Here is a 13,099-nt window from a genome sequence, read left to right as displayed (position 1 = left end):
CTCAGTCCACCTCGGATGCGGCCGGGCGGCGGTCCGCACGGGAGGCCAGTTCGTTGATGACTCGGATGTGGTCCGGGCTGGTCATCGTGGACCGCTCGGCCAGCAGGGCGGCCTCCATGCCGCCTCGCGACACCTGTTCCACCACGGCCGCCAGTGCCGCCTTGGTGGCCCGCAGCGCCTCCGCGGGCTGGGCGGCCAGCCGGTGGGCGAGCGCGAGAGCGTCGTCCATCAGGTTTCCGGCGGGGACCGCGCGGTTGGCCAGCCCCAGTTCGACGGCGGTGGCCGCGGGGATGCGGTCGCCGGTGAAGAGGTACTCCTTGACCCGCAGCAGGCTGGTCAGCAGCGGCCACAGCGTCACACCGCCGTCGCCCGCCACCAGGCCCACCGACACATGGGGGTCGGCGAGGTAGGCGTCCTCGGCCATCAGGACCAGGTCGCACCCGAGGGCCAGGCTGCAACCGAGCCCGACCGCCGGTCCGTTGACGGCCGCGACCACGGGAAGGGGAAAGCGGATCAACTCCGTCTGGATGGTCCGGTCGAGGCGGATCGAGCGCTCCCGCAGCTCCGGGTCGTGATGGTGGCGGAGCAGGTGGTCGAAGTCGCCGCCCGCGCTGAACGCCCGTCCCGCCCCGGTCAGGACGACCGCCCGGGCCCCGGGGTCCTCCGCCAGCTCGCGCCACACCTCGGACAGCCGGCGGTGCAGTTGCTCCGATACACCGTTGAGTCGTTCGGGCCGGTTCAGGGTGACGACGCGGACGTCGCCGTCGGCGGCCACGGTCAGGACGGGGCTCACGTCGCTCATGCGGCGATGGTATTGAAGGTCGGACCGATACTGTCAATGGCCTTGCCGAAATACGAGAATTCCATTCTCGAAGGACGATCCGGTGTCGCGGCGCTCGACCACCGCGGGCACGCCGTAGGGCAGGAGTCAGTCGTCGGCTGCCGGCAGGTCCACCAGCTCTCGCCCGTCCACCTCGGTGGCGGCCCGTGCGAAGCCGCACACGTGGCGGCTCATCCGCCGGTGTGCCGCCTCCGCGTCGCCCGCCCGGATCGCTTCGGTGATCCGCGCGTGGGCGCGGGCGGTGAGCCGGCGGATGCGCACGTCCATGAACTGCGCCAGGTCCGTGGAGGCGTGGATCGACTCCGAGAGCGCGGCGAGGAAGCCGATGAGCAGTTCATTGCCGCCGGCCCTCGCCACGGTGTTGTGCCAGCGGATGTTGGCTCGCAGGAACCGCGGCACGTCCTCGCCCGCCCCGGCCAGTTCGGCGTGAGCGGCGTCCAGGTCCGCCAGGTCCTCCTCGGTGCGGCGCCGTGCCGCCAGTGCCGCGCACGCCGGTTCGATCGCCTCGCGGGTCTCGTGCAGCGCCTCCAGCCGGATGCGCTGCCCGCGGATCACCAACTGCACCGTGTCGGCGAGGGACTGGCGTCCCGGACGACGCACGAAGGCCCCGCCGCCGCGCCCCGGCCGGATCTCGACCAGCCGTTCGACCTCCAGGATGCGCAGCGCCTCTCGCACCGTCGCCCGGCTGAGTCCCGTCTGCTCCACGAGCTGACGTTCCGGCGGCAGCGCCGTGCCCTCGCTGAACTCCCCGGACAGGATGCGCTCCCGTACCTCGGCCGCCAGCACGTCCGACGCCTTCGGCACGGTGAGCGTCCCGAAGCGCGGCGCGGGCTGCGTGTGTTCGGCGCTGGACACGGTGCGGGCCTCTCGTCGGGCGTCCCTGTTTCGGCTGGACCATTCAACACAGCCGGGACGGGAGCTGTCACATGACCATGCCCCCGTCCACCGGCAGGACCTGCCCGGTGACGAAGGAGGCGGCGTCCGAGGCGAGGAACACGAACGCCCCCGCGACCTCATCCGGTTCGGCCCACCTGCCGAGCGGGATGCGGGCGAGCATGCGCTCCGCGAACCTGGGGTCGGTGCGGATGGTCTGCGTCATCGGGGTCGCCGCCAGCGGCGCCAGGGCGTTGACCAGGATGCGCCTGCGCGCCAGTTCCCGGGCGAGCGACTTGGTGAGGCCGATGATGGCCGCCTTGGCCGCCGAGTAGTTCACCTGGCCGAGGGTGCCGGTGAGGCCGGCGGAGGACGTGACGTTGATGACCCTTCCGGTCCCGTCGGTCGGCAGGTGGGGCAGCGCCGCCTGGGTGCAGTGGAAGGCGCCCATCACATGGATCTCGATCAACTGCCGGACGGAGTCCTCCTCCAGCTTGTCGAACATCGCGGGCGCGGTGATTCCGGCGTTGTTGACGAGGATGTGCAGCGCGCCGCCGGCGAGCGCGGCGGCCCGGGACACCGCGCGGTCGGCGGCGGTCCGGTCCGTCACGTCGAGCGCCGCGCCGCCGGCGGTGAGCCCGGCGGCGGTGAGCCTCCCGGCCACGGCCGCCGCCGCGTCGCCGTCCACGTCGGTCACGAGCACCGCGGCCCCGGCGCGGGCCAGCGCCCCCGCCACCGCGGAGCCGATCCCGCCGGCGGCCCCGGTGACCAGCGCCGAGCGCCCCGTGAGGTCGAACAGTCCGGTACGGTCGGTCATGCTCGCTCCTGGTCGTAGAGGCAGGGATTCAGTAGCTGCGCGGGAGTCCCAGGGCGTGGGAGCCCAGATAGTTCAGGACCATCTCCTGGCTGACCGGTGCGATCCGCGTCAGCCGGGCCTCCCGGAAGAAGCGGGCCACCGGGTACTCCTCGGAGTAGCCCATCCCGCCGTGGGTCTGCAGGGCGCGGTCGGCGGCGATGAACCCGGCATCCGCGCACAGGTACTTGGCGGTGTTCGCCGCCCGCCCGCACGGGCGGCCGTTGTCGTACAGCCAGGTCGCCTTGCGCAGCACCAGCTCCGCCGCGTCGAGCCGGGCGAGTGAGTCGGCCAGCGGGAACTGGATGCCCTGGTTCATGCCGATGGGGCGGCCGAACACCTCTCGGTCGCGGCCGTACGCCACCGCCCGGTCCAGCGCCACCCGGCCGATGCCCAGCGCCTCGGCGGCGATCAGCATCCGTTCGGGGTTGAGGCCGTCGAGCAGATAGCGGAACCCCTGGCCCTCCTCGCCGACCCGGTCCCGGACGGGGACGCGCAGTTCGTCGATGAACAACTCGTTCGAGGTGACGGCGTTGCGTCCCATCTTCGGGATCGGCCGGATGTCCACGTGGTCACGGTCGAGGTCGGTGAGGAACAGGGTCATGCCGTCCGTCGGCCTGGCCGCCTCGTCGCGCCGGGACGTGCGGGTCAGCAGCAGGATCTTCTCCGACTCCACCGCCTTGGAGATCCACACCTTGCGGCCGCTGACGACGTAGTGGTCGCCGTCCCGGCGGGCGTACGTCGTGATGCTCGTCGTGTCCAGGCCGGCGCCGGGCTCGGTCACCGCGAAGCAGACATGCAGGTCGCCGTCGGCGATGCGGGGGAGCGTACGGCGCTTGAGCTCCTCGCAGCCGTGGACCACGACGGGGTGCATGCCGAAGATCGACAGGTGGATGGCGCCGGCGGCGTTCATCCCGCCCCCCGAGCGGGCCACCTCCTCCAGCAGCAGGGTGGCCTCGGTGATGCCGAGGCCGTGGCCGCCGTACGCCTCCGGGATGGTGATGCCGAGCCAGCCGCCGCCCGCGACGGCGGCGTAGAACTCCTCGGGGAAGGCGTGGTCGCGGTCCTTCTCCATCCAGTACCGGTCGTCGAAGTCGCGCAGGAGACCGGCCACGGCCTTGCGGATCGTCTCCTGGTCCTCGGTCAGCTCGAAATCCACGGCGGGGACCCCCTCTGCCGACTGCTGATGTGTGGAACATATCAAAGGTCAGACCAAAAGGGGCCGTCAACTGCCCGGTGCGGATCGCGGGTTGGTGCGGACGGGCCGGCCCGGCGGGCGAAAAGGGCCCGCATCGAGTGCGGACCCTTCGCGGCGGACGGCGGGTGTCAGGCCATGCCGCGTGCGGCGCGCTTGGCGGGGGCGGACTTCTTGGCGGTGGTCCGCTTCGCCGCCGTCTTCTGGGCTGCGGGGGTCTTCCCGGTCCGGGCCGTGGTCTCACCGGTTCCCGGGCCCGCCCCGGTGATACCGCCCAGGCAGAACTCCCACACGTCCTGCGCGCCGATCCGGGAGGGCTGCGCCCCGACCGGGGCAGCAGGCGCCTGGGCCGTGAACATCGCCGTCTGCATGATCAGGGAGGCGGTGCGGCGGGGCCGGGGCGCGACGGCCCGGCCGGACTCGACCGCGCCCTCCACCAACTCGGTGAACAAGGTGAGCAGGGGCAGATGCGCGGTGGCCACCTGATCGGGGTGGCTGACCAGCAACTGGATCGCGAAGTCGGTGAACAGGGGGGACTGCTGCCCCGCGCGGGGCGTGGAGGACTCGTACAGCAGTTCCACCGCGACCTTGAGCCGCTCCAGTGGATCCGCCATGGGCGCGACCTTCTCCCGCAATGCGGCGGCCGACCTCGACAGGGCGTCCTCGAAGAGGGCGAGCAGCAGTTCGTGCTTGCCGTCGAAGTGCTGGTAGAAGCTGCGCAGTGACTGGCGGGAGCGCTCCACGACCTCCTGCACGGTGAAGTCGGTGGTGCCCTTGTCGGCGATCAGTTCCTGTGCCGCGTCCAGGAAGCGCTGCACGCGCTGCTCGGCGCGCAGCTTCGCGGCACGCGTGGAACGCTCGACGGCGCGCTGCCGCCACGCGGGCTCGGGGGACTCGACCGGTTCGGCGGGGACGACTCTCATGGAAGAACCGTACTCCACATATGCGGAAAGAGGCGGCGGTCCCCCTACCGAGTCACGCTCCACACAGAACGAGACTCTTACTTGCTGTGTGCGAGAATGTTATTCTCGTCCGTAGGGCGCCGCACGAGGGGCCACGGGAGAGCGGAGGCCGTGCGTGGAGTTCGAACTCGACGAGGAGCAGCGGATGCTGCGCCGTACGGTGCGCGAGACGGTCGCCAAGGTGCGGGCGCAGCCCGTGGACCGGCAGTGGGAGACCTATCGGAAGCTCGGCTGGCTTGAGGCGCCTTCGCTGGAGCTGGTCCTCATCCTGGAGGAGCTGGGGTACGCGGCGGACCCGACCCCGTTCCTGGCCACCGCCACCTGGTTCGCGCCGCTGGCCGGCCGGCTCCCCGAGGGCAGTGGCACGGCCGTCCTCGACGGCACCGGCCGCTACGTCCTGGACGCCGACCGCGCCGACGAGGTCGCGCTGCTCACGCCCGACGGCGTCTCCGTCGTCCCTGGGGCGAGCCTGGGCGCCGAGCGCGTCGACGTCCTCGACCCGCACCTGCACGTGGCGCACGTCGACGCGGGCCCTCTCACCAGTGGCGTCCCCGACCTGGCCCTCGCGGGCCTCGCGGCCACCGCGGTCGGTGCCTGCCGCCGCATCCTCGACCTCGTTCTCGCGCATGTGAAGCAGCGCACGCAGTTCGACCGGCCGCTCGGCTCGTTCCAGGCCGTCAAGCACAAGGCCGCCGACATGCACGTGGCGATCGAACGCGCCCGCGCCCTCACCCACTTCGCCGCGCTGACCATCGCCGAGGACGACCCGCGCCGCGTCCAGGCCGCGCACATGGCCAAGGCGGCGGCGGGGGAGTGCCAGCGCCTGGTCGTCCGGCACGGTCTGCAGTCGTTCGGAGCGATGGGTTTCACCTGGGAGAACGAACTGCAACTGCACCTGAAGCGGGCCCAGGCATGCGACCTGCTGCTCGGCACCGCGTCCGCCCACAGGAAGGCCCTGCTGACCGCATGAAGCTCGCCGACGACCCCGAGGTGGAGACCTTCCGCGCGGAGTTCTCCGCCTTCCTCGACGCCCGTCTGCCCGCCGAGGCGGAGGCCCGCGAACGCTCCCGCTCCAGCGGCCACATCCCCGAGTGGGCCCGCCGCTGGCAGCGCACCCTCTTCGAGACCGGCTGGCTGCTGCCCGGCCGGCCGCCCGAGTACGGCGGCCGGAACGCCACGCTGCCCCAGCAGCTCGCCCACCTGGAGGAGTTGGCCCGCCGCCGGATCTACCACAGTTTCAACCCCCAGGGACTCGGGATCGTCGCGGCCTCCCTGCTCACCTTCGGCACCGAGGAGCAGAAGCGGCGCTGGGCCGTGCCGATCCTGCGCGCCGAGATCACCGCCGCGCTCGGCATGAGCGAACCCGAGGCCGGCTCCGACCTGGCCGCCCTGCGCACCCGGGCCGTCCTCGACGGGGACGTCTTCACGGTGAACGGGCAGAAGATCTGGACCTCCGGCGCCCACGACGCCGACGTGCTGCTGACCTTCGTGCGCACCGACCCGGACGTCCCCAAGCACCAGGGGCTCAGCGCGCTGCTGATCCCGACCGCCACCGACGGCGTCGAGTGCCGGCCCTTCGGGTCGATCGCCGCCGAGGACGACCACGACTTCAACGAGGTGTTCCTCACCGACGTACGCGTGCCCCGCGAGAACCTGGTCGGCCCGCCGGGCGAGGGCTGGCGGGTGGCCAACGGCTCCCTCGGCCACGAACGCACCCTGCTGTGGCTGTCGTACGCCGAACGCCTCCAGAACCTGGTCGACGACGCCGCGGACGTCGGCGGCGACCAGGAGTGGTACGCCACCCTCCGCATGGATCTGACGGCGCTGCGGCTGCTCGGCTACCGGCAGCTCGGCCCTGACCGGAACCCGGCCGAGACCTCCGTGCTCAAACTGCTCGGCAGCGAAGCCGTCCAGGCCGCCTCGCTGCACGCTTTGGAGGCGCACGGCGCCGACGGACTACGGCATCCCGCGCGCACCGGCCCCTATCACCACATGAACTACGAGCACTTCATCTCCAGTTGGTTCGAGCGGTACGCGCGCAGCTTCGCCGGCACCATCGCCGGCGGCACCAGCGAGATCCAGCGCAACATCATCGCCGAGCGCCTTCTCGGCCTACCGCGTTAGGACGCCGGTCATGGCACAGATCCTGTACGAAGCCGAAGACGGCGTCGCCGTCATCACGCTCAACCGTCCCGAGGCCGCCAACGCCCAGACCATGGCTTTCCTCGACGACCTCGACGGCGCCTGGACCCGTGCGGCCCGTGACGAGGAGGTCCGGGTGGTCGTGCTGCGGGCGAGCGGCCGGCACTTCTCCGCCGGGCACGACCTGAAGGACCGCTGGCCCGGCCCGGGCGAGATCACCCTGGAGTGGATCTACGACACGGAGACCCGCCGCTATCTGGAGTACGCGCTGAAGTGGCGCAACGTGCCCAAGCCCACCATCGCGGCTGTCCAGGGCAAGTGCATCGCCGCCGGACTGATGCTGTGCTGGCCCTGCGACCTGATCGTGGCCGCCGAGAACGCCGAGTTCTCCGACCCGGTGGTGCACATGGGCATCGGCGGGGTCGAGTACCACGGGCACACCTGGGAGCTGGGCCCGCGCAAGGCCAAGGAGATCCTGTTCACCGGCCGGCCGCTCACCGCGGGCGAGGCGGAGCGGGTGGGCATGGTCAACAAGGTCGTCCCGCTCGGCGAACTGGACGACTGCGCCCGTGAGCTGGCGGCGCGGATCGCGAGGATGCCGGCTTTCGGGCTGCGGCAGGCCAAGCGGGCCGTCAACCAGACCCTGGACGTCCAGGGCTTCTACGCCGCGCTCCAGGCCGTCTTCGACGTCCATCAGACCGGCCACGGCCACGCGCTGAGCGTGGACGGCTTCCCGATCCTGACCCGGCTGGACGACATGAAGCAGCGCCTCAAGCAGGACTGAGGACCACATCGACGGGGCGCACGTCGCCGCGATGTCCTGCGGGCGGCCCCCGGCGCACCGGGGTACGCGCAATGCGCTCCCCGACACGGGCGGGGCCGACCGCACGCCTCGTCACCCACGGCGGTCATGCGGTGCGGCAGCCGCCCGGAGTTCTCGTCGTCGGGCGGCGCCCGGTGCCGGGCGCGGTCCACCGTGGGTGCCTTGACGGGCACGTCGTCGCCGGCGCCGTCGAGGTGCGGCCCGCCCACGAGGAGGGTCCCGCGCCATGTGCGGCCTCTGCGGCGTCGTCGACCTCGGCGTCGGGCAAGTATGGGGTTCTCTTGTCTGAATCCTTGATTGACTGAAATGGAGAATGTAGTTTCCGACCAACCGAGCAGGGAGGCTGGGATGCGGTTCAAGGACAAGGTGGCGATCGTCACCGGAGCCGGCCAGGGCATCGGAGAGGGATACGCGAAAGCGCTGGCCGCCGAGGGCGCGCGGGTCGTCGTGGCCGAGCTGAACGAGCAGCAGGGACAGCGCGTCGCCAAGGAGATCGGCGACGCCCTCTTCGTGCGGACCGACGTCGGCGATCCGGCGTCCGCCCAAGCGCTCACCGACACGGTGATCCACGAGTTCGGACACATCGACCACCTGGTCAACAACGCCGCGATCTTCCAGGGCATGCGCCGCGAGGGCCTCACCAGCGTCGACTACGACTACCTCGACCGGTTCCTCAAGGTGAACCTGCTCGGCGCACTGCACCTGACCCGCGCCGTGCTGCCGCATCTGAAGGCGGGCTCGGCCATCGTCAACCAGTCGTCCACCGCGGCATGGCAGGCCACCGGCTTCTACGGCCTCGCCAAGGCCGGCATCAACCACCTCACCGCCTCCCTCGCCGCCGAACTCGGCGACCGAGGCATCCGCGTCAACGCGATCGCGCCCGGCCCGACGGACACGGAGGGGTCCCGCGACATCATCCCGGAGCAGGCCCGCGAGGCGCTGGTGCGGTCGCTGGCACTCAAACGCATGGGACAGCCGGCGGACCCGGCGGGCCTGCTGTTGTTCCTGCTCTCCGACGCGGCGAGCTGGGTGACCGGCCAGGTCGTCGCCGTCGACGGCGGATCGGTGGTGCGGCTGTGAACACCCCCACCAGGTCCCAGCTGATCGACGGCAAACTCGTCACCGCCGAGGCGGCCTTCGCCTCACACAATCCCGCCACCGGGGAACTGGTCGGACACGCGCCCGATGCGACGCCCGCGGACGCCGCGGCGGCCGTCGCCGCCGCCCGCCGCGCCTTCGACACCACCGACTGGCCCACCGACCGCGCCCTGCGGCTGCGCTGTCTGCGCCGGCTCCACCAGGCCCTCTGCGAGCACCGCGAGGAACTGCGCGAACTGACCATCGCCGAGGCCGGCGCGCCCCGCCAGCTCACCCACGGCCCACAGCTCGACGAGCCGATCGGCATCGTGGAGTACTACGCCGACCTGCTGGAGAGCTACGAGTTCACCGAGGACCTGGGCGAGAGGGAGTCCCGCGGACAGCGTCACCACCGCTGGGTGGAGAAGGAACCGGCCGGCGTCGTCGCCGCGATCCTGCCGTACAACTTCCCCAACCAGCTCGCCCTGGCCAAGCTCGCCCCGGCGCTCGCCGCCGGCTGCACCGTCGTCCTCAAGGGCGCCCCGCAGACCCCGCTCACCACCCTCGCCCTCGGCGAACTGATCGCCGAGCACACCGACATCCCGCCCGGCGTCGTCAACGTCCTCAGCTCCTCCACCCCTGAGGTCGGCGCGGTGCTCACCACCCACCACGGCATCGACGCGGTCACCTTCACCGGCGCCACCGCCACGGGCCGGCGCATCATGGCCGCCGCCTCCGGATCGGTGAAACGGGTCTTCCTCGAACTCGGCGGCAAGTCGGCCATGATCATTCTGGACGACGCCGACGTCACCAAGGCCGGCCTGTTCGCCGCCTTCACCATCTGCTCCCACTCGGGTCAGGGCTGCGCCCTCACCTCCCGGCTCCTCGTGCCGCGCGCCCGGCACGACGAGATCGTGCGGACGGTCGCGGCCGGACTGGACCGCGTCCGGGTCGGCGACCCCACCGACCCGCGGACGAACATGGGCCCGCTCATCAGCGAGGAGCAGCGCGACAAGGTCGACGGCATGGTGCGCCGGGCCGTCGCCGACGGAGCCGTCCTGGTCCGCGGCGGCAAGCGCATCGACCCGGGCTTCTTCTACGCGCCCACCCTGCTCGCCCAGGTCGACCCGGACAGCGAGATCGCGCAGGAGGAGGTCTTCGGCCCGGTGCTCGCCGTGATCTGCTACGACGACGAGGAGGACGCCGTCCGCATCGCCAACAACAGCAGGTACGGGCTGTCCGGCGCGGTGCACGGCGCCGACGAGGAGCGGGCGATCCGGATCGCCCGCCGCATCCGCACCGGCACCTTCTCCATCAACGGCGGCAACTACTTCGCCCCCGACGTGCCCTTCGGCGGCTACAAGCAGTCGGGCATCGGCCGGGAGAGCGGACGGGCCGGCTTCGAGGAGTTCCTGGAGACCAAGGCGTTCGGCCGGGTCGTCGTGCCCGAGGAGCGGGCATGAGGCCGCTGGAGGGGATTCGCGTCCTGGAAGTCGCGATGTACGGCTTCGTGCCCTCGGCCGGTGCCGTCCTCGCGGACTGGGGCGCCGACGTGGTCAAGGTCGAGCACGCGGTCACCGGCGACCCGCAACGCGGACTGCGCCAAACCGGCGCCTTCACGGTGGAGGGCGACCCCAACCCCAACGTCGCCCACGCCAACCGCGGCAAACGCTCCATCGGCCTCGACATGGCCACCCCCGAGGGCCGTGAGGTGCTGCACGAACTGGTCCGGGACGCCGATGTCTTCCTCACCAGCTTCCTGCCCGCCTCCCGCACCCGGCTCGGCATCGACGTCGGCGACATCCGCGCCGTCAACCCGCGGATCGTCTACGCCCGCGGCAGCGCCCTCGGCCCCCGCGGAGCCGAGTCCGACCGGGGCGGCTACGACATGACCGCGTTCTGGGCCCGGGCCGGCACGGCCGCCAGCATCACCCCGCCCGGCACACAGGGCATGATCAGCCCGCCCGGACCGGCCTACGGCGACACCGTCTCGGGCACCAACCTGGCCGGCGGCATCGCGGCGGCGCTGCTGCGCCGGGAACGCACCGCTGAGCCGTCCGTGGTCGACGTCTCCCTGCTCGGCAGCGGCCTGTGGGCGCTCGGCCACTCCATCGGCCTGTCCCTGCACCTGGACCGCGCCTGGGAGGGCGTCACCCCCAGCACGCACGCCTCGCCCGCCAATCCGCTGACCGGCCTCTACCGCACCCGCGACGACCGGTACGTCTCCTTCGTGATGCTCCAGCCCGCGAAGTTCTGGGCCAACGTGTGCCACTGCGTCGGCCGCCCCGACCTCGCGGACGACCCCCGTTTCGCCACCGCCGAATCCATCGCCGCGCACACCAGGGACGCGGTGAAGATCCTGCGCGAGGTGATCGCCACCCGGCCGCTCGCCGAGTGGTCGGAGCGGTTCGCCGCGCTGGACGGCCCCTGGGCACCCGTGCAGGACACCCTTCAGGCCGCCGCCGACGCCCAGGTACGCGCCAACGGCTACATCGGGCAGGCCGGCGACCTCGAACTCGTCACCAGCCCGGTTCAGTTCGACGTCGAGGACACCACTCTCGGCCCCGCCCCGGAGTTCGCCGCGCAGACGGAGGAGATCCTGACCGAGCTCGGCTACGACTGGGACCGCATCCTCGCCCTCAAAGCGAGCGGGGCGGTCACCTGACCCACCCTTCCCGACCTCCCCCGGACGACGGCGTCCGGGCCTTTCGAGGAGGCACCATGCGCAGGCTGCTCACCGGCGGTGTCACCGCGGTCGCGGTGCTCCTGGCCGCCGGCTGCTCCACCCGGTCCGGCGACGGCACCGACTCCGCGCGGCGAAACGGCCCCACCGCGCAGGCGACCCAGGCCACGTCGTCCGACTTCGGCACGCTCAAGGACGTGTGCGGCCCCGGCACCGCCGACAAGTCGTCCGTCCAGGGCGTCACCGACGACGCGATCCAGGTCGGTGTCCTCTCCGACATCGGATTCACCAAGAAGTCCGAGTTCGTGGACGCGGCGAAGGTCTTCACCTCCTGGTGCAACGACGCGGGCGGCATCAACGGCCGCGCGATCGAACCGGTCGACCGGGACACACGGCTCACCGAGGTCCGTCAGCGGACCCTGGAGGCATGCAAGGAGGACTTCGCGCTGGTCGGCGGCGCAGCCGCCCTGGACAGCCTGGGTGTCAAGGACCGGCTGAAGTGCCTGCTGCCCGACTTCCCCGCCCAGACCAGCCAGATCGGCGCCATCGGCTCCGACCTCCAAGTGGTCGCGTCACAACCGACCGCCGGGTATTTCCAGTACCCCGGCTACTACAACTGGCTGCTGAAGGAGAAGTACCCGGGCTCCGCCCGCAAGGTCGGCGTCATCGCGGGTGACTCGCCCGTCACCAAGGTGATGTCCGCCCAGTTCGAGGAGGCGGTGGCCGGCCTCGGCGGCAAGGTCTCCTACACCGACCTGTACCCGGCCTCCGGCGTCTCCGACTGGACACCGTACGCGCAGTCGATCAAGAAGGAAGGGGTCAAGGGACTCGTCTTCCTCGGTGACTTCGCGAGCCTGGCGAAGCTGGAGCAGGCCCTCACCGCCATCGACTACGCGCCCGACTGGATCGACGCCAACTCCAACGCCTACGGCCCCGCCTTCCCGCGACTGGCGGGCACCGCGCTGGCCAAGCAGCACAACTACGCCGAACTGTTCGCCACAGCACCGCTGGAGAGCGCGGCCGGCAACCCCGCCACCCAGCAGGTCCTCGACCTGTTCAAGAAGTACGCGCCCGGAAAAGAGGTGTCCTACGGCGTACTGCGTGCCTTCTCTGCCTGGCTGCTGTTCACCACGGCCGCCCGCGACTGCGACACCCTGACCCGCGCCTGCGTGTACGACAACACCAGGAGGAACACCGACTGGACCGCGGGCGGTCTGCAAGCCCCCTTCGACCTGGCCTCGAAGGAACCGACCAGGTGCTACTCGGTCGTGGAAGCCACCCCCAAGGGCTGGCAGCCGGCGGACTTCGAGCCCGACCAGGGCGCGTTCCGCTGCGACGGCCCCATCTACAAGTACCAGGGCGACTACGGCACACCCGCCACCCTCGCCTCCGTGGGCAAGTCCCTGTCCGACCTGACCTGACCTGACCTGAACGTGAACGGGAGCTGAGTGACGTGAAGGTACGCGTCGACCCCGAGCGCTGCCAGGGGCACACCCTGTGCGCCATGCGCGCCCCGAAGGTATTCGAACTGAGCGAGATCGACGGCCACTCCTCCCCGGTCAGCGAGGAGGTCCCCGACGACCAGCGGAACCAGGTGGTGGAGGCCGTGCGGTCCTGCCCCGAGCGAGCGATCAGCGTCTTCTGAGGGGC

13 protein-coding genes are annotated in these 13,099 nt (G+C 71.4%); 8 read left to right on the top strand and 5 right to left on the bottom strand.

The window, feature by feature from the left end; translation table 11 throughout:
* Position 1 precedes the first annotated feature (1 nt).
* The 5 genes from AC27LF_RS22430 to AC27LF_RS22410 form a co-directional block, all read right to left on the bottom strand.
* Positions 2-802: an enoyl-CoA hydratase/isomerase family protein gene (locus AC27LF_RS22430; RefSeq protein ID WP_479662894.1), complete on the bottom strand. Its 801-nt coding sequence runs from the start codon at positions 800-802 to the stop codon at positions 2-4.
* Positions 803-928: 126 nt separating this feature from the next.
* The gene (locus AC27LF_RS22425; protein ID WP_479662893.1) at positions 929-1,696 is read right to left on the bottom strand and encodes a FadR/GntR family transcriptional regulator; all 768 of its coding nucleotides are present in this window, start codon (positions 1,694-1,696) and stop codon (positions 929-931) included.
* 67 nt (positions 1,697-1,763) lie between these two features.
* Positions 1,764-2,531: an SDR family oxidoreductase gene (locus AC27LF_RS22420; protein WP_479662892.1), complete on the bottom strand. Its 768-nt coding sequence runs from the start codon at positions 2,529-2,531 to the stop codon at positions 1,764-1,766.
* Between the two features lie 28 nt (positions 2,532-2,559).
* Positions 2,560-3,726 (bottom strand): acyl-CoA dehydrogenase family protein, encoded by a 1,167-nt coding sequence (locus AC27LF_RS22415; RefSeq protein WP_479662891.1) that lies wholly within the window; start codon positions 3,724-3,726, stop codon positions 2,560-2,562.
* Between the two features lie 167 nt (positions 3,727-3,893).
* Positions 3,894-4,685 (bottom strand): TetR/AcrR family transcriptional regulator, encoded by a 792-nt coding sequence (locus tag AC27LF_RS22410; RefSeq protein ID WP_479662890.1) that lies wholly within the window; start codon positions 4,683-4,685, stop codon positions 3,894-3,896.
* Positions 4,686-4,839: 154 nt separating this feature from the next.
* Here AC27LF_RS22410 and AC27LF_RS22405 point away from each other — a divergent pair, with 154 nt between their 5' ends.
* The 8 genes from AC27LF_RS22405 (at position 4,840) to AC27LF_RS22370 (ending at position 13,094) form a co-directional block, all read left to right on the top strand.
* Entirely contained in the window at positions 4,840-5,694 is an 855-nt protein-coding gene (locus AC27LF_RS22405; RefSeq protein WP_479662889.1) for an acyl-CoA dehydrogenase family protein, read from the top strand.
* On the top strand, positions 5,691-6,848 hold the full coding sequence (locus tag AC27LF_RS22400) for an acyl-CoA dehydrogenase family protein (protein WP_479662888.1): 1,158 nt from the start codon (positions 5,691-5,693) through the stop codon (positions 6,846-6,848). The genes AC27LF_RS22405 and AC27LF_RS22400 overlap by 4 nt, the downstream gene beginning before the upstream one ends.
* A gap of 10 nt (positions 6,849-6,858) precedes the next feature.
* A complete protein-coding gene (locus AC27LF_RS22395; RefSeq protein ID WP_479662887.1) occupies positions 6,859-7,650 on the top strand; it encodes an enoyl-CoA hydratase in 792 nt (263 codons plus the stop codon).
* Between the two features lie 387 nt (positions 7,651-8,037).
* Positions 8,038-8,769: an SDR family oxidoreductase gene (locus tag AC27LF_RS22390; protein WP_479662886.1), complete on the top strand. Its 732-nt coding sequence runs from the start codon at positions 8,038-8,040 to the stop codon at positions 8,767-8,769.
* The gene (locus tag AC27LF_RS22385; protein WP_479662885.1) at positions 8,766-10,229 is read left to right on the top strand and encodes an aldehyde dehydrogenase family protein; all 1,464 of its coding nucleotides are present in this window, start codon (positions 8,766-8,768) and stop codon (positions 10,227-10,229) included. Before AC27LF_RS22390 ends, AC27LF_RS22385 begins: the two co-directional genes overlap by 4 nt.
* Positions 10,226-11,431, top strand: a complete 1,206-nt coding sequence (locus AC27LF_RS22380) for a CaiB/BaiF CoA transferase family protein (RefSeq protein WP_479662884.1) — start codon at positions 10,226-10,228, stop codon at positions 11,429-11,431. The genes AC27LF_RS22385 and AC27LF_RS22380 overlap by 4 nt, the downstream gene beginning before the upstream one ends.
* Before the next feature lie 56 nt (positions 11,432-11,487).
* Positions 11,488-12,870, top strand: a complete 1,383-nt coding sequence (locus AC27LF_RS22375) for an ABC transporter substrate-binding protein (protein ID WP_479662883.1) — start codon at positions 11,488-11,490, stop codon at positions 12,868-12,870.
* Positions 12,871-12,902: 32 nt separating this feature from the next.
* Positions 12,903-13,094: a ferredoxin gene (locus tag AC27LF_RS22370; protein ID WP_479662882.1), complete on the top strand. Its 192-nt coding sequence runs from the start codon at positions 12,903-12,905 to the stop codon at positions 13,092-13,094.
* The last annotated feature ends 5 nt before the right edge of the window (positions 13,095-13,099 follow it).

This window comes from Streptomyces diversicolor, from assembly GCF_057537855.1.
The sequence above is the reverse complement of the archived record's forward strand: the minus strand, read 5'-3'. Positions and strand labels throughout refer to the sequence as shown.